Source organism: Algorimicrobium algoritergicola, assembly GCF_008086165.1.
GTDB classification, from domain to species: domain Bacteria; phylum Bacteroidota; class Bacteroidia; order Flavobacteriales; family Flavobacteriaceae; genus Algorimicrobium; species Algorimicrobium algoritergicola.
Genome location: NZ_VSKL01000003.1, coordinates 248,982 through 274,393 on the forward strand (window position 1 = coordinate 248,982; position 25,412 = coordinate 274,393).

General features: G+C 34.7%; 26 protein-coding genes. 20 read left to right on the top strand and 6 right to left on the bottom strand.

The annotated features are described in order from the left end of the window. The first annotated feature begins 3 nt into the window (after positions 1-3). From ES675_RS10290 to ES675_RS10310, 5 genes are all read left to right on the top strand, one after another. Positions 4-1,116, top strand: coding sequence for a glycosyltransferase (locus ES675_RS10290; RefSeq protein WP_066251703.1), 1,113 nt, complete (start codon positions 4-6; stop codon positions 1,114-1,116). Further along, positions 1,107-1,661, top strand: coding sequence for an RNA polymerase sigma factor (locus ES675_RS10295; RefSeq protein WP_066251700.1), 555 nt, complete (start codon positions 1,107-1,109; stop codon positions 1,659-1,661). The genes ES675_RS10290 and ES675_RS10295 overlap by 10 nt, the downstream gene beginning before the upstream one ends. Before the next feature lie 84 nt (positions 1,662-1,745). Continuing rightward, positions 1,746-2,624: a lipoyl synthase gene (lipA, locus tag ES675_RS10300; RefSeq protein ID WP_066251695.1), complete on the top strand. Its 879-nt coding sequence runs from the start codon at positions 1,746-1,748 to the stop codon at positions 2,622-2,624. Then, complete coding sequence (gene gap / locus ES675_RS10305; RefSeq protein ID WP_066251691.1) at positions 2,624-3,622, top strand: type I glyceraldehyde-3-phosphate dehydrogenase; 999 nt, start codon at positions 2,624-2,626, stop codon at positions 3,620-3,622. The genes lipA and gap overlap by 1 nt, the downstream gene beginning before the upstream one ends. A 48-nt stretch (positions 3,623-3,670) precedes the next feature. Continuing rightward, positions 3,671-5,899: a tetratricopeptide repeat-containing hybrid sensor histidine kinase/response regulator gene (locus tag ES675_RS10310; protein ID WP_066251689.1), complete on the top strand. Its 2,229-nt coding sequence runs from the start codon at positions 3,671-3,673 to the stop codon at positions 5,897-5,899. On the opposite strand, the gene lpxK is transcribed toward ES675_RS10310, so the two are convergent. Further along, entirely contained in the window at positions 5,896-6,945 is a 1,050-nt protein-coding gene (lpxK, locus tag ES675_RS10315; protein ID WP_317130536.1) for a tetraacyldisaccharide 4'-kinase, read from the bottom strand. The genes ES675_RS10310 and lpxK overlap by 4 nt on opposite strands. Positions 6,946-6,953: 8 nt before the next feature. Here lpxK and ES675_RS10320 point away from each other — a divergent pair, with 8 nt between their 5' ends. From ES675_RS10320 to msrA, 3 genes are all read left to right on the top strand, one after another. Then, a complete protein-coding gene (locus tag ES675_RS10320; RefSeq protein WP_066251686.1) occupies positions 6,954-8,069 on the top strand; it encodes a Nif3-like dinuclear metal center hexameric protein in 1,116 nt (371 codons plus the stop codon). Positions 8,070-8,072: 3 nt separating this feature from the next. After that, a complete protein-coding gene (locus ES675_RS10325) occupies positions 8,073-8,852 on the top strand; it encodes a zinc ribbon domain-containing protein (protein ID WP_066251683.1) in 780 nt (259 codons plus the stop codon). Positions 8,853-8,972: 120 nt separating this feature from the next. Then, positions 8,973-9,629 carry a peptide-methionine (S)-S-oxide reductase MsrA gene (gene msrA, locus ES675_RS10330; protein ID WP_066251681.1) on the top strand — a complete coding sequence of 219 codons (657 nt, stop codon included), beginning with the start codon at positions 8,973-8,975 and terminating at the stop codon, positions 9,627-9,629. Between the two features lie 94 nt (positions 9,630-9,723). Here msrA and ES675_RS10335 read toward each other — a convergent pair whose 3' ends face one another. Continuing rightward, positions 9,724-10,524, bottom strand: a complete 801-nt coding sequence (locus tag ES675_RS10335; RefSeq protein ID WP_066251677.1) for a class I SAM-dependent methyltransferase — start codon at positions 10,522-10,524, stop codon at positions 9,724-9,726. A 59-nt stretch (positions 10,525-10,583) separates the two neighbouring features. Between ES675_RS10335 and ES675_RS10340 the strand changes: the two genes are divergently transcribed. The 12 genes from ES675_RS10340 (at position 10,584) to ES675_RS10395 (ending at position 21,085) form a co-directional block, all read left to right on the top strand. Then, complete coding sequence (locus ES675_RS10340; RefSeq protein ID WP_066251673.1) at positions 10,584-11,258, top strand: hypothetical protein; 675 nt, start codon at positions 10,584-10,586, stop codon at positions 11,256-11,258. Between the two features lie 173 nt (positions 11,259-11,431). Continuing rightward, a complete protein-coding gene (kynU, locus tag ES675_RS10345; RefSeq protein ID WP_066251951.1) occupies positions 11,432-12,700 on the top strand; it encodes a kynureninase in 1,269 nt (422 codons plus the stop codon). A 90-nt stretch (positions 12,701-12,790) separates the two neighbouring features. Then, positions 12,791-14,206 carry an FAD-dependent oxidoreductase gene (locus tag ES675_RS10350; RefSeq protein ID WP_066251670.1) on the top strand — a complete coding sequence of 472 codons (1,416 nt, stop codon included), beginning with the start codon at positions 12,791-12,793 and terminating at the stop codon, positions 14,204-14,206. A gap of 129 nt (positions 14,207-14,335) precedes the next feature. Continuing rightward, positions 14,336-14,737, top strand: coding sequence for a RidA family protein (locus tag ES675_RS10355; RefSeq protein ID WP_066251665.1), 402 nt, complete (start codon positions 14,336-14,338; stop codon positions 14,735-14,737). Positions 14,738-14,810: 73 nt separating this feature from the next. Continuing rightward, complete coding sequence (locus ES675_RS10360) at positions 14,811-16,250, top strand: aldehyde dehydrogenase (RefSeq protein WP_066251661.1); 1,440 nt, start codon at positions 14,811-14,813, stop codon at positions 16,248-16,250. A gap of 110 nt (positions 16,251-16,360) precedes the next feature. After that, positions 16,361-17,143, top strand: coding sequence for an SDR family oxidoreductase (locus tag ES675_RS10365; protein ID WP_066251659.1), 783 nt, complete (start codon positions 16,361-16,363; stop codon positions 17,141-17,143). A 3-nt stretch (positions 17,144-17,146) separates the two neighbouring features. Continuing rightward, on the top strand, positions 17,147-17,602 hold the full coding sequence (locus ES675_RS10370; protein ID WP_066251655.1) for a hypothetical protein: 456 nt from the start codon (positions 17,147-17,149) through the stop codon (positions 17,600-17,602). 48 nt (positions 17,603-17,650) lie between these two features. After that, positions 17,651-18,187 carry a 3-hydroxyanthranilate 3,4-dioxygenase gene (locus ES675_RS10375; protein ID WP_066251652.1) on the top strand — a complete coding sequence of 179 codons (537 nt, stop codon included), beginning with the start codon at positions 17,651-17,653 and terminating at the stop codon, positions 18,185-18,187. 3 nt (positions 18,188-18,190) lie between these two features. Next, positions 18,191-19,273, top strand: a complete 1,083-nt coding sequence (locus ES675_RS10380; protein WP_197503488.1) for an amidohydrolase family protein — start codon at positions 18,191-18,193, stop codon at positions 19,271-19,273. A 63-nt stretch (positions 19,274-19,336) separates the two neighbouring features. After that, positions 19,337-19,981 carry an O-methyltransferase gene (locus ES675_RS10385; RefSeq protein ID WP_066251644.1) on the top strand — a complete coding sequence of 215 codons (645 nt, stop codon included), beginning with the start codon at positions 19,337-19,339 and terminating at the stop codon, positions 19,979-19,981. Between the two features lie 161 nt (positions 19,982-20,142). Continuing rightward, on the top strand, positions 20,143-20,367 hold the full coding sequence (locus tag ES675_RS10390; RefSeq protein ID WP_066251641.1) for a hypothetical protein: 225 nt from the start codon (positions 20,143-20,145) through the stop codon (positions 20,365-20,367). Between the two features lie 160 nt (positions 20,368-20,527). Then, positions 20,528-21,085 carry a DUF2971 domain-containing protein gene (locus tag ES675_RS10395; protein WP_148367427.1) on the top strand — a complete coding sequence of 186 codons (558 nt, stop codon included), beginning with the start codon at positions 20,528-20,530 and terminating at the stop codon, positions 21,083-21,085. Between the two features lie 210 nt (positions 21,086-21,295). Here the strand turns inward: ES675_RS10395 and ES675_RS10400 are convergent, their stop codons facing one another. From ES675_RS10400 to ES675_RS10415, 4 genes are all read right to left on the bottom strand, one after another. Continuing rightward, positions 21,296-21,583, bottom strand: coding sequence for a Sec-independent protein translocase subunit TatA/TatB (locus ES675_RS10400; RefSeq protein WP_082985977.1), 288 nt, complete (start codon positions 21,581-21,583; stop codon positions 21,296-21,298). A gap of 81 nt (positions 21,584-21,664) precedes the next feature. Beyond that, positions 21,665-23,974, bottom strand: coding sequence for a M1 family metallopeptidase (locus ES675_RS10405; protein WP_066254791.1), 2,310 nt, complete (start codon positions 23,972-23,974; stop codon positions 21,665-21,667). Positions 23,975-24,038: 64 nt separating this feature from the next. Then, positions 24,039-24,542: a DUF6702 family protein gene (locus tag ES675_RS10410; protein WP_066254798.1), complete on the bottom strand. Its 504-nt coding sequence runs from the start codon at positions 24,540-24,542 to the stop codon at positions 24,039-24,041. Positions 24,543-24,608: 66 nt separating this feature from the next. Then, positions 24,609-25,412: a peptidase associated/transthyretin-like domain-containing protein gene (locus ES675_RS10415; RefSeq protein WP_066254801.1), complete on the bottom strand. Its 804-nt coding sequence runs from the start codon at positions 25,410-25,412 to the stop codon at positions 24,609-24,611.

Here is a 25,412-nt window from a genome sequence, read left to right on the forward strand (position 1 = left end):
TTAATGCTCATATTAGATATTCTCTACTATGTTTTTATAATAGTAGCATGTTTTCAGGTTTGTTATTTTCTCTTTTTTTTTAGTCCCTTTGCATTTCAAAAAGAAAGCAATCCATCAACTAAAAACATACCGATTTCGGTTATAATCTGTGCTAAAAACGAAGCCGAAAATCTCAAGAAATTTCTTCCAACCGTCATTGCTCAAAACTACCCTAATTTTGAAATTGTTTTAATTAATGATGCATCTTATGATGATACATTAGATGTCATGGAAGCTTTTGCCGAGAACCATCCAAATATTAAAATTGTAGATGTTAAAAATAATGAAGCCTTTTGGGCCAACAAAAAATATGCTTTAACGTTAGGTATTAAATCCGCTAAAAACAATCATTTATTATTTACAGACGCAGATTGCACACCTGTTTCCAACAATTGGATTTCACAAATGAGCGCACATTTCAGCGCGGAGAAATCCATTGTTTTAGGTTATGGTGGTTATTACAAAATAAAAAACTCTTTACTTAATAAGATTATCCGATTTGAAACCCTGCTCACCGCAATTCAGTACCTCTCATTTGCCAGAATGGGTTTACCATACATGGGAGTCGGGAGAAATTTAGCATACACCAAGGACGATTTTTTCAAGGCCAGTGGATTTATGAAACACATGTATATACGTTCTGGTGATGATGATTTATTCATTAATGAAATTGCAACAGCTACTAATACAAGTGTCTGTGTATCCAGAGAAAGCTTCACGATGTCTAATCCAAAAACAACATTTAAATCTTGGGTAACCCAAAAAAAACGGCATATTACAACTGCCAGCCACTATAAAATCAGTCACCAAATGTTGCTAGCTTCTTTTTATGCATCACAATTATTATTTTGGCTTTCAGGAATTGTGCTTTTAAGCTTTTTATTTAAATGGGAAGTGGTTTTGGTATTTATAAGTTTGCGCTTTATAAGTCAATTTGTTATCGTATCGTTTATATCAAAAAAATTAGACGAACAGGATCTATTGCCATTCTTTCCTTTTTTAGAATTCTTTTTAGTTATTTTTCAATTGACTATATTTATATCCAACCTGATATCAAAACCTAAACATTGGAAATAACCCAAGCCATAGAACGCGCAAAAAACAATGACCAAAAAGCCTTTAATTTTTTATTGGATTCGTTTTGGGATAATGTCTATGGGTTTCAATTAAAGCGTGTACAAAATGAAAATGATGCGGAAGATATTACCATCCAAACATTCTCAAAAGCATTCGATAAAATTGACACCTATAATAGCGACTACAATTTTAAAACCTGGCTTATTGCCATTTCAAAAAATATTCATATTGATTTAATTCGGAAGCAAAAAAATTCCATTTCACAAAACATAGCCCGTAGTGATGAAGATGGTTATCAGTATATTTTAGATGATTCGCCTTCACCTGAGGACAAATTAATCACCGAACAAAATCTAGCCAAACTACTTCGCGATATTAAAAAACTGAAACCACATTATCAGAAAGTGATTAATTTAAGATACTTTCAAGAGTTGAGTTATAAAGAAATTTCAGTAGAGATTAACGAACCTATTAATAACGTGAAAGTTAAATTGCTACGTGCCAAGAAATTATTGGCTGAAATTATTCAAACCACCCGAGCATAAGCCTATTACCGAGATTTGTACTTTAACGAATTCACCATTCATTTTCCATAATACTTTGTATCTTTGCAACGGAAAATTTAGTGTATGAAAACAGAAACAGTTTCAAATATTTTACCCGAAAGACAAGCTAAACCCAAATGGTTGCGTGTGAAATTGCCTACTGGCAAAAAATACACGGAATTACGAAGTTTAGTAGACAAATACAGCTTAAACACCATCTGTGCCTCTGGAAGTTGCCCAAATATGGGTGAATGTTGGGGTGAAGGTACCGCAACCTTCATGATTTTAGGAAATGTCTGTACACGTTCTTGCGGTTTTTGTGGTGTAAAAACCGGTAGACCAGAAACGGTAGATTGGGACGAACCTGAAAAAGTAGCGCGCTCCATTAAACTCATGCAAATTAAGCATGCCGTTTTAACAAGTGTAGATCGTGATGATTTAAAAGACATGGGTAGTATTATGTGGGCCGAAACTGTAAAATCTGTTAGACGTATGAATCCTGAAACGACACTAGAAACACTAATTCCAGACTTCCAAGGTGTGGAACAACATATAGATAGAATTATTGATGTGGCACCAGAAGTGGTATCTCATAATATTGAAACCGTTCGTCGTTTAACACGCGAAGTACGAATTCAAGCTAAATACGACCGTAGTTTAGGTGTTTTAAAATATTTAAAATCCCAAGGGCAACGACGTACTAAATCTGGTATTATGCTTGGTCTTGGTGAAGAACGTGAAGAAGTTATTGAAACACTTCATGATTTACGCGCAAATGATGTGGATGTTGTAACTATTGGTCAATATTTACAGCCTAGTAAAAAACACTTACCTGTTAAGCGTTTTATTATGCCAGATCAATTTGAAGAATATAGAGAAATTGGACTAGAATTAGGTTTCAGACATGTGGAAAGTAGCGCATTAGTGCGCTCATCTTACAAAGCTCAAAAACATATTAATTAATGATTCGTATTGGTATTAATGGTTTCGGGAGAATAGGCAGACGTGTATTGCGGTTGATTCATAATCATCCAGAGCTGGAAGTGGTTGCAATAAATGATTTAGCCGACTCGAAAACGTTAAGTCACCTATTAAAATACGATAGTATTCATGGCATTTTTCATGAAAACATCTCTCATGACGAGCAGCATATAATCATCAATGATAAAAAAATAGTTTTATCACACCAAAACCATCCGAAAGATATTGATTGGAAAGCCTCTCAAGTTGATTATGTTATTGAATCTACTGGGAAATTCAAAACAAAAGACGCTTTAGAATTTCATATTAAAAATGGTGCCAAGCGCGTTATTTTAAGTGTTCCTTCAGAAGACGACTCTATAAAAACCATTGTTTTAGGCATCAATGAATCTACTATTGACGGTACAGAAACCATTATTTCAAATGCATCATGCACCACAAATAATGCAGCGCCAATGATAGATGTGATCCATAAATTATGTGGTATAAAACAAGCGTACATAACAACGGTTCATTCCTATACTACAGACCAAAGTTTACATGATCAGCCACATCGCGATTTACGTCGCGCACGTGCAGCTGGACAATCCATAGTACCAACAACAACAGGTGCAGCCAAAGCATTAACACGTATTTTCCCAGAGCTATCAGATGTTATTGGTGGCTGTGGCATTCGCGTTCCGGTAGCTAATGGTTCCTTAACAGACGTGACTCTAAATGTTGAAAAAACCGTGAGTATTGACATGGTTAATAATGCTTTTAAAAAGGCATCGGAAGGGTATTTAAAAAATGTACTAGCCTATACTGAAGATCCTATTGTATCCATTGATATAGTTGGAAATCCATACTCGTGTGTGTTCGATTCTCAAATGACTTCTGTCATCGGGAATATGGTTAAAATAATTGGATGGTATGATAATGAAACAGCCTATTCCCAAAGAATTATTGATTTAATCCGCTTTTTGTCGATAAAAAAATAACCTTTATCGAAAAAAAAATTATATTTGTTCATAATAGTTACTCAAATTATGTCCCAGATATATAAATATATATACCTTATTTTCATGCTGTTAAGCTTTAGTCTTTCAGCACAAGTTGATATTAGTGAAGATGAAGAATCTATTCAAATTAATATTGATTATAAAATAAACCAAGCTCAACAGGACATTGAAAACAGCAATTTTTTTGAGTCACAAAAAAAACTAGAAGAAGCCCTAGTTCTTGCCGAAAAAATTAGCAGCAAAAAAAGCATTGGAATTATATATGCCAAACTAGGCAAACTACAATATATAATTGAAGAGCCAGATGACGCTCTTATTAGCTTATTTAAAGCCAACGAAATCCAACGAATTATAAAGGACGATGTGAATCGTGCCGAAACTTACAAAACAATTGGTAACGTTTATAACAGTAAAAAAGATTACCGACAAGCTTTAGATTATTATGTATCAGCAAACACACTTTTTGACCAAGAAGGGCTTGATGATTTTGTAGCTGAAGTACTCCTCAACGAAGGTAAAACCCTTATTAAATTAAAGGACTACAAAAAAGCAAATAAGCAATTAGAAAAATCTATAGCATTAGCCAATCGCTACGAATTAGACAAAATACAGAGTAGCGCTATGATTCACAACGGATTAGCGCTAACGTATTTAGATAAAAAACAAGCTGGATTAGAATCTACTTTAAAAGGTGTTCAATTAGCAAAAGAATATAAGTTTAACACCGTACTTACAAATGGGTATTTAATTTTAAGCGATTTAAATGAAATAAATGGCGACTATCAAACGTCTTCAGAATATTTGAAAAAATACATGAAGCTGTCTGATTCTTTGCTTCAAGTAAAACGGGCAAATTTATCACCAGAAAAGCGCATTAAAATTCTACTGAACAACCAAACGGAATTCCAAAAAGAACAAGCCGCAAATTTAGAAGAGAAAATCAAAGAAAACAATTTAAGTAAACTTACTACCATTTTAAGTATTGCCTTAATCACCATTCTTTCTTTACTTACGCTATCCTTATATAAAAACAATAATATTAGACTGAAAACCAACAACATGCTTCACATTAAAAACAGTGAACTTATTGTTGCCATGGAAAAAGCCGAATTGGCATCCAAAACCAAGGCCAACTTTCTATCTACTGTAACACATGAATTACGAACACCATTATACGCTGTAACAGGTTTAACGAATATGCTATTGGATGAAGATCCAAAACCAAATCAAATTCAGCATTTAAAATCGCTAAAATTTTCAGGGGAATACTTACTGACCTTTATTAACGATATTCTTCAGATTAATAAAATTGAAGCCAATAAAGTGGATGTTGAGCCCGAGAATTTCAACCTTAAAAAGAAAATGACCAATGTTATTGCAGCCTTAAATAATTCGGCAAGCGACAATAACACCCAATTACATTTGGAATACGATATGGATATTCCTGAAACCTATAATGCAGATCAGCTTAAAATTTCGCAAATCCTGATTAATTTAATAGGCAATTCCATCAAGTTTACTAAAGATGGTGATATCTGGATTCGTGCTAAAAAACTCAAGCAAGATGGTGATTATTATACCATTCGTTTTGAAGTAGAAGATAATGGAATAGGTATTAGCAAAGAAAAGCAAGAACGTCTTTTTGAAAGCTTCTCTCAAGGTTCCATACAAATTAATAGAAAATATGGCGGAACTGGTTTAGGTTTATCTATTGTAAAAGGGCTTATTGATATTTTAAAAGGAAATATTTATTTAAAAAGTGAAATTGGAAAAGGTTCTAATTTTATTTTTGAAGTTCCTATGAAATATGCAGCTCCTGTTGCCAAACCTAAAAAAATAGAGTATTTCAATAATGTTACAGAAATTGATTTGGAAAACATAAAAATATTAGTTGTTGAGGATAATAAGATCAACCAAATGATCACGAAAAAAATCCTTAACAAAATGAAACTAAATTGTGAAATAGTAGATAATGGCGAAGAAGCTGTTGAAAAAGTACGAACTGAAGCGTTTGATGTTGTTTTAATGGATATTCACATGCCAGGAATTAGCGGACTTGAAGCAACCAAGCGCATCAGAAAATTCAATCCAGATCTAACAATTTTTGCGCTAACGGCTGTAACTATTGAAGATAAAATGCATGAATTTGATGAAGCTGGATTTACAGATATTATTTCAAAACCTTTCAAACAAGAAGATTTTGAGAAAAAGCTTTATGAAACGTTAATAGAAAATAAAGAAACGAAATCTGTTTAATTACCTGATTTTACATAATTCAAAACATGTTGTTTAAAAACTTCATGTTCATGAACGACGGCCTTTATTGGTAAGTAGAATAATTTTTCACGCAGATTCTCAAATCCTTTTAAGCGCATAAAATCCTTTTCTGTTGTTAGCAATAATTTTTGTTGTCCCAATCGGGATATATCCGCATCTGTAAACGCATGGTGATCGGGAAAATTCAAATGTTCAAATTGCAATCCATTATTTTTTAAATGCAACACCAACGGACTCGCATTCGCAATTCCAGTTACTAAAGTAAAATTTTCAAGACTCAATAAATCACGAGAGGTATCTTCTGAAAAAACAACTTCAGAATAATCTATAGAACTAAAAAAAACGTTTTGATTCGCCTCTGGTTTCAATTTTAAAATAATCTGCTCTTTTTCTGAATCCGAAATATCATTTGGACATTTAGTTACCACAATTAGTTGAGCACGTTTAGCACCTTGTTTTGGTTCACGCAAATTACCCGTAGGCAAAACCCAATCATCAGCATATAAATCGTGATATGTTGTAAGCAAAATATTAAAACCAGCCGCTACCTTCCGATGTTGAAAAGCATCATCCAACAAAATTACATCAGGTTTTTTGGGTAAACTTATTAAGTTTTCAATACCACGTTGCCTATTAGAATCAACAGCTATTTGAACATCATTATAAAACTTACTAAAAAACTGAAACGGCTCATCACCCAAGGTTTTAGCAGTATCCGAATTATCCGCCAAACGAAATCCTTGTGTTTCCCTTTTATAACCACGACTTAAAGTTGCCACTTGATAGGAATCCTTTAAAACACGGATTAAAAGTTCAATCATAGGCGATTTCCCCGTTCCACCTGTACTCAAATTTCCAACACAAATAACAGGTAGATTATAGGATTTACTTTTAAAAACCCCCAAATCGTAAAACCAATTGCGCATCCAAGTCACCACATAGTAAATTGGAACAATAGGAAATAATATTTTTCGAAGAAGCTTCATAACAACGAAAGTAATTATTTTATCTTTGAAGTTAAACATAAATAGAAATGATTGTTCAAGACGTTATAAATTGTTTAGAAAATTTTGCACCAACTTCCTATGCAGAAGATTTTGATAATGTGGGTTTATTAGTTGGGAATACCCAAGAAAACGTAACTGGAATTTTGGTGACTTTAGATACAACAGAAGCCGTTATTGATGAAGCCATAGCAACCAATTGCAACCTCATCATCAGTTTTCACCCGATTGTTTTTAAAGGCTTAAAAAAAATTACAGGACAAAGTTATGTAGAACGCGTGGTAATAAAAGCCATCCAAAATAACATAGCTATTTTTGCTATTCACACGGCTTTAGATAATGCCTTTCATGGTGTGAATGATATGATTTGTGAAAAACTCAACCTTACAAATCGCAAAATCCTAATTCCACAATCAGGAACCATCAAAAAACTAACAACCTATGCACCACATGCTGAAGCGGCTACCATTCGGGAGGCGTTATTTACCGCTGGCGCTGGAAGCATTGGCAATTATGATCATTGTAGTTTTAATATGGAAGGCATTGGCACTTTTAGAGGTGGTGAAACATCAAATCCTACAAAAGGCAAAAAAATGGAAATTCATTCCGAACCGGAAACTAAAATATCGGTCACGTTTCCGAAGCATTTAGAATCTCAAATACTAGAAGCACTTTTTTCTACACATTCTTATGAAGAAGTAGCTTATGAAATAGTAAATATTGACAATACCAATCAGCATATTGGAATGGGAATGATTGGCTCTTTAGATAAACCGATGACGGAATCTGATTTTTTTAACTATTTGAAAGTAGAAATGGAAACAAATACGATTAGGCATTCGGCTTTTTTAAATAAACCCATTCAGAAAATTGCTGTTTTAGGAGGCTCCGGAAGTTTTGCTATTTCTGCTGCTAAACGTGCTGGCGCTGACATATTTATCACGGCCGACTTAAAATACCACGATTTCTTTCAAGCCGAAAACAACATAATTCTAGCTGATATTGGTCATTATGAAAGTGAGCAGTTCACAAAAAACCTTTTAGTAGCATTTCTTAACAAAAAAATTACTAATTTTGCACCTGCCTTACCGGTAGGTAGGCTTATTTTATCAAAGACCAGTACAAATCCTGTTAAGTATTATTAGAGTATGGCAAAAAAGAAAGAAGCAACGGTAGAAGAGCGTTTAAGAGCCTTGTATGATTTACAACTTGTAGATTCTCGTATCGATGAAATTAGAAATGTTCGTGGAGAACTTCCTTTAGAAGTACGCGATTTAGAAGATGAAGTTGCTGGAATGAATACCAGATTTGAAAAGCTTGAAGACAGCTTAGATGTTATAAAAACAGATATCAGTTCTAAAAAGAACCTGATTGAAGAGGCTAAAGCGCTTATCAAAAAATACAACGAACAACAAAAAAATGTTCGTAACAATAGAGAATACAACTCGATTTCAAAAGAAATTGAATTTCAAGAATTAGAAATTCAATTAGCTGAAAAAAATATCAATGAGCATAAAGTTCAGATTGAGCAGAAAAAGGATGTGATTGCACAGACTAAAGAACGCTTAAAAGAACGCCAATTGCACCTAAAACACAAAAAAAGTGAATTAGATGATATTTTAGCTGAAACTGAAAAAGAAGAACAAGCGCTAATTAAAAAATCGGATGATTTCAAAAAATCTATCGAAGAACGTTTAGTAGCTGCTTATACCAGAATTAGAACGAATGTAAAAAATGGCCTAGCGGTTGTACCAATTGAAAGAGGTGCAGCAGGAGGTTCTTTCTTTACTATTCCACCACAAGTTCAAATGGAAATTGCAGCTCGCAAGAAAATCATTACAGATGAACATAGTGGACGTATTCTAGTTGATGCTGCGTTAGCAGACGAAGAACGTGCAAAAATGGAAAAGCTTTTCTCTAAATTATAAGCTATTTCAAAACATATATTAAAAGCCTTCAATTCGTTGAAGGCTTTTTTTTTAGTATAATTTTAGCATTTTATTTATAAGGTAATTAAATGCATTACGTCTAAATAAAAAAAGAAAGCTATGAATAAGTTACTCGTAATGCTATTTACTGCCATGTTATTTAGTTGTAATAACCACGCACAAGTCAGCCCAAAACAACAAGATGTTATTAATGCAGAGCCTATAGAAGTGGCTATGCAAAATGGTAAAGCCAAAGCCTATTTTGCTAGCGGTTGTTTTTGGTGTGTTGAAGCTATTTACGAAAGTGTAAAAGGTGTTGATGAATCCATTTCAGGGTACGCAGGAGGACATACTAAAAATCCAACATACGAATCTAGCAACACAGGTAGAACAGGTCATGCGGAAGCTGTAGAAATACTATACGACCCAAAAGTAGTTAGTTTTGAAACGTTAGTAGATGTGTATTTTTCATCTCAAAACCCAACGCAAATTAATGGACAAGGAGGCGATAAAGGATCTCAATACCGTTCTATTATTTTTTATCAAAATGCGGAACAAAAAACAATTATTTCCAACAAAATCCAAGCGTTGGAGAAGCAGTTAGGAGAAAAAGTAGCTGCTGAAGTTTATCCATTTCAGAAATTTTGGATAGCTGAAGATTACCATCAAGACTATGAACGTTTAAATCCTGACAATCCTTACATCCAGAATGTATCCGTTCCAAGATTAAATCGTTTTAAACGAAAAATGCCAGGCGCTTTAAAGGCCAATCATTAAAAAAAGAGGACAATCTAAATCCATAAAACGGTCAGATTGAGCGCAGTTGAAATGTTTCAAGTTGATAAATTAAATACGTATAAAACACTGATTTTTATGGCTTCGTTGCCTTTATAGTAAAAATTAATGGATATAAATTATCGGCTGTTTTGAACATCCCATTTTCTGTTTCAACCAAATCTGGTAAAACATTATAAGGACTTTCATGATACTCGTTTAAGTATTCTATATGTAAACCAGCTTCCGTTAATGCATTTACAACTTCACTTAAACCGTGATTCCAACCGTATTCTTTACTAATTATTTTAGAATCTTGATTGGCATAGGTTCCTTCGTATTCTTCAAAGATTACGTCATCTTGCATATAACCATATTCCATAATAGGCTTACCTTCTAAATAATCGAACATCCAAACTATTGGATGAAATTCCGCCATAAAAAAGGTGCCACCATTTTTTAAGCGCTCCGCAATCATAACTCCCCAAGGTTTTAAATCAGGTAGCCAACCAATAACACCATAACTGGTAAAAACAATATCAAATTTTTCTTTTATGTGTTCTGAAGTGTCCAAAACATTGCAGCAAACAAATTTAGCATCAAGTTTTAATTCTTCATTTAGGCTTTTGGCTAATTTGATGCCTTCATCACTTAAATCGACACCTACACATGTTGCTCCCATTCTACTCCAACTTAATGTGTCCTGTCCAAAATGACATTGCAAATGCAACAAGGACTTTCCTGAAACATTGCCCAAAGCCTTCAATTCATATGGCATTAATGACGTCTTGCCTTCTTTAAAAGCCTTCATATTATACATATCACTTTCTGCATGCACGTTTACTTTGGCATTCCAAGTCGCTTTATTAGTGTCAAAATAGTTTTTTTCTAAATCCATATTCTCTAAATTTATCTGCCTAATTTACTATAACTTTGTAACTTCTTAAAAATTAAACTATGAAACAGTATATACTTATATTCAGTGTCCTACTTTTTATTCAATCTTGCAAACCAGATAAGAATACGGAAAGTACTGAAGCAATTGATGAAAAAACACTTACAACTTCAGAAAAAATAGCACAGGCTTATGGGGTTGAAAACTGGGATTCCGTTAATACCATTACTTTCGCTTTTAATGTACAAAAAGACAGCACACTTTTTAAACGTTCTTGGAAATGGTCGCCAAAAACCAACGATATTACATTAATAACGGCAAATGACACAATACGTTACAACAGAAATCAAATGGATAGCACATTCGTAAATGCGGATAAAGCTTTTATAAATGATAAATTTTGGTTACTGGCACCTTTTAATCTCGTGTGGGATTCAGGAACAACAATCTCTGAACCTATAGAAGAAATGGCGCCAATCAGTAAAAAAATGTTAAATAAAATTACCACAACCTATTCTAATGATGGTGGCTACACACCAGGCGATGCTTATGATTTTTATTATAACAATAACTACTTAATCGAAGAATGGGTTTATAGAAAAGGGAATGCAAAAGAGCCCTCCATGATGTCCACTTGGGAAAACAATAAAGACTTTAAAGGTGTTTTAGTATCTTTAAGTCATAAAAAAACAGATGATAATTGGGAATTATTTTTTGATGATGTTTCAATAGATTAAAATTAAAACATCCAAAACTACCAATCTCAACGTATATATAGTAAATATCCCGCTTTAAGCGTCTATATATATTCAAAAAGGGCTTCAATCATTGGTTGAAGCCCTTTTTCCTTTTCGCTTCATTCCTAAATTTATAATTCTTATTTTTGTGGGAAACCGAAAAACACAACACCTTGTCCAACTATAAAACGGGTTTAGAATTCGCAAAAGAACTAGACCAAAAAGACCCATTAGCAAGCTATCGCGAGCAATTTCATATTCCAAAAGATAAACACGGTAATGCGCTAATTTATCTTTGCGGTAATTCGCTAGGACTACAACCAAAATCAACTAAAAGCTATATTAATCAAGAATTAGAAGATTGGGCTAATTTAGGCGTTGAAGGTCATACAGATGCTAAAAACCCCTGGTTACCATATCATGAATTTCTAACAGAAAGCATGGCAAATGTGGTGGGAGCCAAACCAATAGAAGTGGTTGTTATGAATACCTTAACGGCCAATTTACATTTCATGATGGTGTCGTTTTACAAGCCAACAGCTAAACGTTACAAAATTGTTATTGAAGCGGATGCCTTTCCATCTGATAAATATGCAGTAGAATCCCAATTGCGTCATCATGGGTATGATGATAAAGAAGGTTTATTACTGTGGAAAGCACGTGAAGGGGAAGAATTACTCCGTTATGAAGATTTAGAAGCTATTCTTAATGAACATGGTGATGAAGTGGCACTCGTTATGATTGGCGGTGTCAATTATTACACAGGACAATTTTTCGATTTAAAACGCATTACAAAACTCGGGCACAAACACGGTTGTATGGTAGGTTTTGACTGTGCGCATGGTGCTGGAAATGTAGAACTTAATTTACATGATTCTGGAGCCGATTTTGCCGTTTGGTGTACTTATAAATATTTAAATTCTGGACCAGGAAGTTTAGGTGGTTGCTTTGTTCATGAGCGTCATGCACATGATAAAACATTAAATCGCTTTACAGGTTGGTGGAGTCATAACAAAGAAACACGTTTTAAAATGCGCGATGAATTTGATGTTATTCCAGGTGCCGAAGGTTGGCAATTAAGTAATCCACCAATTCTATCTATGGCAGCTATTAAAGCGTCTTTGGATATATTTGAAGAAGTTGGCATAAAAAAACTCAATGAAAAATCGAGAAACTTAACAGCTTACTTCGAATTCCTATTGAAACAATTGGGTGAAGATGTTATTCGGATTATAACCCCTGAAAACCCAGATGAACGCGGTTGTCAATTATCCATTCAAGTAAAAACTGCCGACAGGAATTTATATGACAAACTTACTCAAGCTGGCGTTATTAGCGATTGGCGGGAACCAGACGTTATTCGTTGTGCGCCTATTCCATTATACAACTCCTATCAAGATGTTTATGAGATGGTGGAGAAATTAAAAAGTATATTAAAATAAAATGTCATTCAGAACGTCGTGAAAAATCTTATTAAAGATCCTTCAAAACACTCTAAATAACAATAAACATCACAGTTGTGATACATTAATATGAAAAACAAACAACAAAACATACTCATTATCGGTGCTGGACTTTGCGGTAGCCTTTTAGCTTTGCGTATGGGACAGCGCGGTTATAAAGTAACCCTTATGGAAATGCGTCCCGATTTGCGAAAAGTAGATATCAGCGCAGGTCGCTCCATAAATTTGGCATTGTCAGATCGTGGAATTAAAGCTATGAATTTAGTAGGTATTCAAGATAAAGTAGAACCGCTTTGTATTCCCATGAATGGTCGTATGTTACATGACACGGAAGGCAATACTACCTTGGCGCCATACAGTGGTCGTGATCATGAATACATCAACTCCATATCTCGAGGACAACTAAATGCGCTTTTATTAGATGAAGCTGAAAAACATGATAACGTGGATATCTATTTCAATAGAAAATGTGAATCTGTTGATTTTGAAAATACCACAGCTCGTTTTACAGAATTCAATACCGAAAAGGAATTTATAGAGGATGCCGATATTATTATTGCAACCGATGGTGCTGGTTCAGCCATGCGCCAAAGTTACTATTTAGGACATAAATTTTTGTTTAGCTTTTCACAAGACTATTTAACCCATGGCTACAAAGAATTAAGTATTCTCCCTGGCGAAAATGGCAGCTATAAAACCTATAAAAATGCCTTACATATATGGGGTCGCGAAGCATTTATGCTTATTGCATTACCAAATTTAGATGGCAGTTTTACGGTTACTTTATTTTTAAGTTTTGATGAAGGTGAATACAATTTCAATAATTTAATCACCAAAGAGCGTGTTTTAGAATTCTTTACAAAATACTTTAAAGATGCATTAGAGTTGATGCCCAATTTGGTTGAAGATTTCTTTGAGAACCCCACCGCACCTTTAGGAACTGTAAAATGTTCGCCTTGGCATTATAAGGGAAACACATTGCTCATGGGTGATGCCGCTCATGCTATTGTACCGTTTTACGGACAAGGTATGAATGCGTCTTTTGAAGATGTGGTAGAATTTGATAAAATTTTAGATGCAGGTCATGCTGATTGGGAAACTATTTTTAGTCAATATGAAACCTCTCGTAAAAAAGATACCGATGCTATTGCCGATTTAGCTATCGATAATTTCCACGAAATGAAAGGCCATGTCAATCATGCTAATTTCAGAGAAAAGCGTACATTAGAAATGGCTTTTGAAAAAACATTTCCCGATCACTATTCATCCAAATATTCATTGGTGACATTTAATGAAAATGTTAGTTATCACGATGCCATGACACGAGGTCGTGCGCAAGATAAAGCCATTTTGAACATGTTGGCTGATGGTGCAATTACAGAAGTAGAAAATTTATCAAACGAAAAACTAAAAACTATTTTAGAAAACGTAAAAGCCGAAACCGAAGCCATTCTTGAAGATGATAGAATTGCTGGATTGAAATAACTAAAAGCCTACCCTAACCCTTCCAAAGGAAGGGAATTGTAAGTTTAAAATTAGTATTAATAAAGTATTCTTGTTTTCGCCCGAATAAGAGTTCCTTCCCCTTGGGAAGGTTAGGAAGGGCTTTTTATTATGACTAAAGTAACACCAAGAGGAGCCTATCCACACGTAAAACGTGTTGGCGATTTTATATTCGTTTCAGGCACCAGTTCCCGAAGAGCTGACAATACCATTGCAGGCGTTGATATTATTGACGAAATGGGAACGAAACACCTAAATTCCGAAGTTCAAACACGTGAGGTTTTAAAAAATATTGATAGAAACTTACAAACTATTGGAGCATCTATAAAAGATGTAGTGGATGTTTCTACGTTTTTAGTAAACATGAACGATTTTGCGGGCTACAATAAAGCCTATGCTGAATTTTTCGATAAAGAAACGGGACCAACAAGAACAACCGTTGCCGTACACCAATTACCACATCCAGATTTAGTAGTGGAAATTAAGGTAACGGCTTACAGAAAAGAGGAATAAAGAATTAAGACAAAAGAATAAAGACCGAATAGATCTCTATTCTTTTAACTTTTGTCTATCATCTTGAAATCAAATGAACATTCAAAACTACATAAACGGAAAATTCATACCTCCCATTTCTAATGAGTGGATTGACAATTACAATCCTTCTAATGGTGAGATTTACGGACAAATTCCAAATTCATCAAAAGAAGATATAGAAAACGCTTATATAGCTGCAAAATCAGCTTTCCCTAGTTGGTCTCAAACTACACTAGACGAACGTAGTCGCATTCTCATTAGAATTTCAGAATTACTAGAAGCCCATTTACAACAATTTGCAGAAGCTGAAAGTAAAGACAATGGCAAACCTATTTCTTTAGCCAAAGCCGTGGATATTCCTCGAGCAGCCAGTAACTTTCGTTTCTTTGGAAATGCCATTACGCAATTCGCAAGTGAAAGCCATGAAAGCGTTGGTCAAGATGCTATAAATTACACCTTACGTCAACCAATTGGTGTTGTGGGTTGTATTTCGCCATGGAATTTACCTTTGTATTTATTTACATGGAAAATTGCACCAGCTTTAGCTGCTGGAAATTGTGTGGTTGCCAAACCAAGTGAAGTCACACCCATGACAGCTTATTTATTAGGAGAAATTTGCAACGAAGCAGGTTTACCTAAAGGCGTGTTGAACATTGTTCATGGTTTGGGTGGTTCAACAGGTCAAGCTATTATTGAACATCCAGATATTAAGGCCATTTCATTTACTGGAGGCACCGCAACAGGCGCGCATATTGCCAAAGTAGCGGCTCCTATGTTTAAAAAATTATCTTTGGAATTAGGCGGGAAAAACCCCAATATTATATTCGCAGATTGTGATTATGATGATATGCTGGACACAACTGTTCGGTCCTCATTTGCCAATCAAGGTCAGATTTGTTTATGTGGTAGCAGAATTTTTGTAGAAGCGTCTATTTACGAAAAATTTAAATCTGATTTCGTTGCTAGAATACAAGCTTTAAAAGTTGGACATCCATCAGAAGCCTCAACAAATATTGGTGCTTTGGTTTCCAAATCGCATCTTGAAAAAGTGATGGAATACATCCAAATTGCCAAAGACGAAAAGGGTAAAATTCTTTGTGGTGGCAATCAAGTCACTGTTGCCGGTTTTGAAAATGGCTACTATTTAGAGCCTACTGTTATTGAAGTACCAACCGACGAATGTCGCGTAAATCAAGAAGAAATTTTCGGTCCAGTTGTTACAATCATGCCTTTCGAAACGGAAGATGCCGTTTTACAAATGGCAAACAAAGTTAAATACGGTTTATCAGCGACACTGTGGACAAATAACTTGAAACGCACCATGCGCATGAGCAATGAATTGCAAGCTGGTATTGTTTGGGTAAATACGTGGATGATGCGTGATTTACGAACTCCTTTTGGAGGTGTAAAAGCATCTGGTGTTGGTCGTGAAGGTGGCTTTGAAGCCTTGCGCTTTTTTACGGAAGCGAAAAATGTGTGTATTAAATACTAAAAATCCCATCTTCCGTCTTCCCAAAGGGAAGATACCAGATGGCGAGTAAAACAGAATAATATTAACTTAAATAAAACGCCTTCCCATTGGGAAGGTTAAGATAGGCTTATATGAATCTAGAACTAAATAATAAATACGCACTCGTCTGCGGTAGCACAGCAGGAATAGGAAAAGCAACAGCCATGGCACTTGCCAATGAAGGTGTTCAAGTTACCTTAATTGCTAGAAACGAAGACAAGCTAAAAGCGACTTTAGCAGACTTATCACAACAAAGAAACCACGATTATATTGTAGCGGATTTTTCAAACCCAGACGAATTGAAGTCGAAAGTTTCCGAATATATTTCAAATAATCACGGATTTCATATTTTGGTAAATAACACAGGTGGACCAGCGGGAGGCCCAGTTTTTATGGCAGATTTGGACGAATTTCAAAAGGCATTCACACAACATTTAAAATGTAATCATGTGTTAGCGCAAACGGTTGTTCCCTTTATGAAGGAAGTTGGTTATGGTAGAATTGTAAATGTTATTTCTACATCCGTTAAGCAACCACTTGATGGTCTAGGTGTCAGCAACACCATTCGTGGCGCTGTTGCCAATTGGAGTAAAACCCTTGCCAATGAGTTAGGACAATTTGGAATTACGGTGAATAACGTGCTTCCTGGTGCGACTGGAACTGAAAGATTGACAGAGATTATTAAAAACAAATCGGCTAAATCCGGAAATAGCGAAGAAGAAGCTGCCAACGCTATGAAACAAGCCGTTCCAGCTAAACGTTTTGCGAAACCTGAAGAGTTAGCTGATGCTATTACCTTCTTGGCTAGCGAGCGCGCTAGTTATATTAATGGTATTAATCTTCCTGTTGATGGCGGACGAACTAAAAGTCTTTAAAAAATGATTAAGACCTTATATATCACAATTGTTTTCATGCTTTTTTCAGGAATAGGTCATGCCCAATATACGCTGAAAAACTATTCCAATGCAGAAATTGATAAACTGCCAATAGTTAAAGAAATTGCTAATTGGATTCAGTATAATCAAATTGATTACGTTATACCTTTATTAGCCAATAAAAATGTTATTGATCAAACGTATTTGGATTCAGAAACAACATTTTTATCCCTTGAGTATACAAGAGATCGAATTGATTCCAATACACATACCACAGTAGTAGATGATCGTAACATTGTTTGGTATGAACGCAACTTTTATAAAAACAGCAAGTCGAAATTAAAACCACGCTATCAAATTTACTTTACCGTAGAATTTATCAACGACTCTTATAGAATAATTGACCTTCGGTTTGGCAAGAAGAAAAAAATAAACACGAGTGAATATGATACAAATTGATACCAAAGTTTGTAACTTTATATCATTCATTTCTTAAAAAAATACAAAATGAGCACCATATTTCCACCTATTAATTTTAAAGCATGGATTGAAGAAAACAGACATCTTTTAAAACCACCAGTTGGCAATAAAGTTGTTTGGAAGGATGGCGATTTTATTGTGATGGTTGTTGGCGGTCCAAATAACCGAAAGGACTACCATTATAACGAAACACCTGAATTCTTTTATCAAATAGAAGGTGACATGGTTTTAAAGGTTATAGAAAATGGCGAACCAAAAGATATTCATATAAATGAAGGAGACATTTTCTTACTACCACCAAAAGTGCCGCATTCTCCACAACGAGGTGCCAACACCGTTGGATTAGTAATTGAATATCCACGAGAAAAAGGTGTTCAAGATGCCTTACTTTGGTTCTGCGAAAACTGCACCACTAAATTATACGAAGAGGATTTTACAGTTGAAAATATTGAAACGGATATGCCTGTAATTTTTGATAAATATTATGGCGATCAAGCCAAACGAACATGTCCTAATTGTGGCGAAACCATGGAGCCACCTAAAAAAGTACAGATAGAAGACTAAATTATGAAACGAAAACTTCGAATTAACGGCCACTCACACCTACTTCCCTATCCAGAGGAAATTCCCCAGTTTATGCAAGACAAGGGTATTTTCTGGGTAGATAAAGACCGGAAATTTATGCTTCAGAAAGATTGGAACAGACCCATTACGGATTCTAGTTTCTTTTTAGATGAAAAGTTAGCATGGATGGAGCGTTTTAATATTGACCACGCCGTAGTTTTAAATTTATCGCAGTTGTACGGAAATGGTTTACGTGTGGAAGAAATGCGAAAAGCTTTGCGTTTTCAAAATGATTTTAATGCAAAAGCACAACGCGAAAACCCAAGTAAATTTACTTGTGGTTTTGTTGTTCACCCTGGTTTTGTAGAAGGTGCCTGTTGGGAAATTGAACGTTGTGTGGAAGAATTAGGCATGCAATTGCTTTGCTTACCAACGCACTATATGGATACCATTGGTACGTGGCGTTGTATTTTTGATGAAGAAAATGAGCCCATTTTTGAATTGGCCAATAAATATAATTTAGCCGTAGAAATTCATCCTTATGATGGTGAAAAGTTCATTAAGTTAGAAAACACCTCTTGGCGTTTTCACTTAATTTGGATGTTGGCGCAATGTGCGGATGCCTATCATTTTTTAACCTTAAATGGGTACCAAGATAAGTTTCCAAATATGCGAACCTGTTTTGCACATGGAGGCCAATTAGCACAAATTAATTTAGGCCGCCGAATTCAAGGATTTGATGGCAGACCTGATTTATTTGAAGGCAAAAGTCACCCGAGAAAAGCCGTTGGACATAAAAATATCTTTTTTGACACTTTGGTTCATGACACTGGTGGCTTGCAATTATTAATAAAAAATCAAGGCTCCAAACAAGTATTGATGGGACTTGATGATCCATATCCTTTAGGCGAAATGGAAAGTGAAAAACAATCATCCTATCCCGGGAAGATTTTGGATTTAGCCATGGAACAAAAAATAATTTCAGAAACCGAACGCGATGCCATTTGGGAAGACAACGTTATCCAGTGGTTATGCGGTGATGATGAAGTAGCGAAACAGAAATTAGTTAATCGGATTTTAGGATAAAATGCTACTATAAACAGGCAAGCAGCTCAACAACAAACAACTCGCAACAGTTAACAATAAAACATGCATTTCCTTTCAGAAGATTTAGATACCTATGTGGTAAACCATTCGGAAGACGAACCCGAATTACTACAACAGTTAACACGAGAAACCTACCAGAAAATATTGCAACCACGCATGTTGAGCGGGCATTATCAAGGTCGTGTGTTGAGTATGATTTCTAAATTAGTCAACCCAAAAAACATTTTGGAAATAGGCACCTACACGGGGTATTCTGCTTTGTGTTTGGCTGAAGGTATGCAAACAGTAGGCGAACTTCATACCATTGATATTAACGAAGAGCTTGTAGATTTTCAGCGCAACTATTTTAATAAATCTGGGTTTGGAAAGCAGATTCATCAGCATTTAGGGAACGCCTTGGATATTATTCCAACACTCAATAAAACCTACGATTTGGTTTTTATAGATGCCGATAAGGAAAACTACTCTGCGTATTTTGAACTGATTGTAGAGCGTTTAAATCCTGGAGGCATCATCTTGTCAGATAATGTACTTTGGAGTGGTAAAATACTCGATACAAGCTTTAAAAAGGACGATACGTCCACACCCGCATTAATTGCATATAACACACTATTAAAAAACGATCCACGCGTAGAAACTGTTTTATTACCCATTCGTGATGGGTTAACGATTAGTAGAAAACGCTAAATTCCTACGAATGCAGGAAACCGAAGGTTCAGCGAAGCTAATCTCTTTATTTAATTTTACCTAACTTGGTTTCTGTCTCAAATAAACTAATTAATCGATATTCATATTATGTTGATGTGTCGTCTCGATTCTAATATATTGCATTTATAAATTATATAATTATGAAATTAAACTTATTATCATGTGATGCTCCAAGACCAGATAGACGAGCGATAGCCAAATGTATTGTTGAAATTTCAGCTAATATAAGTGACTCCCTAGCCAATGAACTCACCGATATTCTTTTAGAAGGCGATGCTGTTGCTATTGCCGTATCCGATAAAAACTCGGGTTCCGCTTTACGCGCCTTGCGAAAATTGGATATTGATTATGAGATTTTGGAATAAGGTAATAAATCGTGATGGTTTGACAATTAACAGAAAACGTTTAAAATTGACTTTCATAAAAATAATAACGAACTTCGTTCCTGTCTGCCGAAAGGCAAGATACATATGATATAAAACATTCAAACGATTTCATATCATAACGTTACCAAAAATATCCAATATGTACTATAAGTTTAGAGATTTAAAAAATTATAAATATATTTTGGACATTTTTTTAAATCAACGCTTATTTTCATCAAGTTTTATAAATTTGAATGACAATTTCGAAGGACAATTCTTTTCTAATAATTTTGGGGAATCAAAAAGAGTCCGTTTAAATCCTAATAAAGAAAAACATATAAGTATATGCTCTTTTTCTGAGAATTACAAAAGTCATTTAATGTGGTCGCATTATGCAAATGGTCATAGAGGAATAGCCATAGGATTTGAAATAGATAAATCGGAATATAAAATTGATAAAGTTGAATATAATGGATTAGGTTCCTTTGAAAATCTTCCTCTAAAAGTTGATGAACTTAAATCAGTATTTTTAAATAAACTTAATGAATGGAAATACGAAGAAGAGTATCGAATAATTACTGAAAAACAAGATTACATAAAAATTAAAATTAAAAAAGTGATTTTTGGAGCGGAAACTAAAAATCATGATAAAGAGATTATAAGTAAACTTGTTGAATTAGTTGATAATAGGATAATTATAGAAACTTATAAGGGTTAAAAAATTTTGGTAACACCGTGTATAATTAATTGCTAGTTCTAGCCTGCTTACGAATATTCCTGCGGAATATTCTATCTGTGTTTTATTTAATAAATTAGTTGCTAAATCACGCTAACTTAAGATACACAACACGTAAACGAAACTGAAACTGAAACTAAAAAATTAAAATAAAGAAATACTTATCTAATAAAGTAAAGGCCCAATATTCTTTTAAAGTTTCCGCCTCACAGACCCCGTAAAATCCTCCAATTCGTCTTTAACTTTATTCAATTCGTCTTGAACATCTTTGGTAACGCTGGTATCAATGCCATTTTTTTCGGCACTTTTGGTGATTTCAGATTTCAGGTCGTTGGACGCATCTTTAAGCATGCGCATACCTTTACCCATTCCGCGCGCTATTTCGGGAATTTTATCGGCACCAAAGACCATGACTACTATAAATAGTATAAACATGATTTCGGTTGTGCCTATAAATAAGAATATTGCTTGTTGTATCACGATGCAAATATAGTAAGTAGTTTGATACGAATAAAAAAAGCCGACTGTAAAAAGTCGGCTTTTAATAAAATATTATAATAATTAGTCTTTTTTCTTATCCTTGAACTGATCAAACTGACTTTGCTTAATCTCTCGTGGCCACGAATTGTTTGATGTATCTACATCAGCTGTCTCTAAATTAGGATCGACTGTAATTTTAACAATCTCCTTGTCAGACGCTACTGCTTTGCTCACTTCTTTATCATTTAAACGCCAGATTTGTGCTGGATATTTTTCTGATTTAGTTGTACCATCAGCATAGGTATACTCTACAATAATTGGCATTACTAATCCGCCTGGCTTTTCAAACGTTACGCTATAGAAATATTTTGGTTGTTTAATTTTAGCACGTTCTTCCGGCGTAAAATTATCCATTACATATTCCTTTAAAGTTGGTGAATTTTCTAAAAGTGTACCGTTTTTCATACTGTCTTTATACTCGTCACTACCTTCTTCTACCATATATACTAAAGCTGGCAAATCGCTCATTTTCATGCCACGTTGCTTCACAATATTTTTCACATATTCATTTGGCTCACTTGAAACATAGAACTTTTTAACTTCTTTAACACCAATATCTACATAATCTGTTGTATAAAACCAACCTCTCCAAAACCAATCTAAATCGAATGCAGACGCATCTTCCATTGTTCTAAAGAAATCTTCTGGTGTTGGGTGCTTAAACATCCAACGGTGCGCATATTCTTTAAATGCATAATCAAATAACTCACGACCCATAACGGTTTCTCTTAAAATATTAAGTGCTGTTCCTGGTTTTCCATACGCGTTATTTCCAAACTGATAGGTATTTAAACCTTTGGTCATAATTGGTGCAATATAATCTTGATCGCCACCCATATAAGGTACAATATTAGCAGCAGGCCCACGACTTGAAGGGTATTTAGCATCACCTTCAGATAAAGCAGTTGGATACCACTCACCAAAATCTTGTTCTGCTACATATTGAGCAAAGGTATTTAAACCTTCATCCATCCATGTCCACTGACGCTCATCACTATTTACAATCATCGGGAAAAAGTTATGTCCTACTTCGTGAATAATAACGCTAATCATACCGTATTTTGTACGATCGCTGTATTTTCCATCTTTATCTGGACGACCAAAGTTAAAGCAGATCATTGGGTATTCCATACCTTGTTGCTTGGCATGAACCGAAATAGCTTTGTGGTACGGGTAATCAAATGTCATACGTGAGTATGTTTTAAGTGTACTTGCAACAGCATACGTTGACCACTCTTCCCATAACGGGTTTCCTTCTTTCGGGTACATAGAAACAGCCATGACATCTCTGTCACCAATTTTAACTGCCATCATATCCCAAATGTATTTTCTAGAGGTTGCAAATGCAAAATCTCGAACATTTTCAGCCGAATATTTCCATGTTTTACTTCCGGTTGCGCGCCCTTTTTCAGCCTTTTCAGCTTCTTCTTGCGTTACAATAAAAACAGGCTTATCATACGATTTTTGCGCTTGTTCATAACGCTTCATCATATCTTTTGAAAACACCTCTTTACGATTTGTTAAAACGCCTGTTGCATCCATAATATGATCTGAAGGAACGGTAATGTTCACTTCATAATTACCGAATGGTAATGCAAATTCATCACGTCCCCAAAATTGCGAGTTTTGCCAGCCTTCTACATCACTGTAAACAGCCATTCTTGGAAAGAATTGCGCAATTATATAGTTTCTATTACCATCTTCTGGGAAAAATTCATAACCTGAACGTCCACCCATATTTACATAATCATTAATGTTGTACCACCATTTGATAGAGAATACAAATTTATCACCTGTACCCATTGCTTTTGGCAATTCAACACGCATCATGGTACGATTTATCATGTGAGGTAATGCTTTCCCGCTAGCATCGGTAACGGATTCAATTTTAAAACCACCATCAAAACCATCTGTCATGTATGCTGAAGCAAAACTTCCTGCTTGTTGTGCAGGAGCCACACCACTACCTTCAATTAAAGGCGACTGCGAATCTTTAGCACGCATATTTTGATCTAATTGCACCCAGATATACTTTAATTGATCGGGTGAATTATTGGTATATGTAATAGTTTCAAAACCAGATATCGTGGCTTTGTCATCATCCAAAGTCAAATCCATTTTATAATCTGCTTGCTGCTGATAATAAGCTGGACCTGGTGCTCCTGATGCTGTACGAAACATGTTCGGTGTTGAAAATTCATCATACAATTGCTTAAATTTGTTGTTGTTTGTATGACCGGGTTTACGTTCTGGTTTCTGTTCCTCATCTTGAGCAAATGCTCCAAGAGAAACAAATAAAGCAGATAAGAAAAGATACTTTAGTTTTTTCATAGTTGGTTTGTATTACTATATAATTGATTGGAAAATTAACGCTTTTTTAAGGTAATGAATTAATTTATTTAAAGTTTAACATTCCTTTATCATTTTGCTTTATCAGTATAAAGCTATTATTCTCATCATTAATATTGGTGCGTACAATATTTTTCTGATCAGAAAATAAATCGAATAAAACGTGATTACTGATTTCAAAGGATTGGATTGAAGCCACATTTTTAATTTCTAAATAACAGTACACAATATCATTTTCATATTCTTTTCCTAAAAAAACCATGTTAGTGTGCTTGCCATTAATGGTAATTGCCATTTTTTCGCCTAGATATTTTTCAATATACTGATCCACATTTTTAGACTCACTCTTGGCTGCTAATGTTACGGTTTCGTCATAACGCGTGCGAATTAAACGTTCCAAATCATCAACAAATATTCGTGTTATAATTTGAACAGATTGCTTTTCCTTAACGTATTCAATTTGCGTAATACTTACATAATATTTGTGTGCTGAAGCAAAAGCTACAAGTGGAATAATGGCTAAAATGAATAGATATTTAAATGATTTCATTTATTTGTGATTTTTAAAATGCTAATGTAGTTATTTGATAGGTTCAAAAATTATTCCATCTTAAAATTACGGATACTTTATATGTTTATTATCATAATATATAAGCAGCTTTTCTTTAAGATATTCATATTGATTAACCGCTGTTTTGTTTTTACAGCGCTCCAGAAAGTCCGGTTGTTCTGAAGCAAAATAGAGAAACTCCATAACATAAGCGTCATCCAATGGATAGTCGGCAAAAACAGTTTCCGAAATATGGGTTTTTAAATGATACATAAGCGCTTCCTTTTCCTCTAATTGCACATAAGTTTTCATTTCCTTTGTTCTACCAGTGATAGCATTAATAACCGGAACCAACCTAATTGAAGCACCCAAACCACCTAATGAGCCACCGAGCTTCGGGTCTAAATCGCCAGCATCTTTTAAATGCCGTTCGACTTGTGTTAATGGTTTCCCTTGAAAGCTAGGAATACCTGCTTTTTTAGATGTCATGGGTTCGCCTTCCACATTAGCAACATCAGAATTCATATTTCCGGTTAAGACTTTTCCAACGGTTACCTCATCTAGTTTATTTACGTGTTCCAATAAGGTAATAACTACCGTTCCGTTTTTATAAGTTTCTTGATCCACAATGAGCACTTGCAATTCATGCTGAAGAGACGAAAAAATTAAAGTATCTTGCAATTTAACTTCAACTTTAAACAGTCCAGAACTATTAGTAATAGTATTCTTTTTTGATGATTTATTAATAACATGAACATTCTCGGCATCTTGAGACGTCAGCACTTTACCATGAAGTATTTTAGTTTGCGCAACCACATGACCCTGCGAAAAGCTACAAACTAAAAACAGGATGAATACGAACTTGCCCAT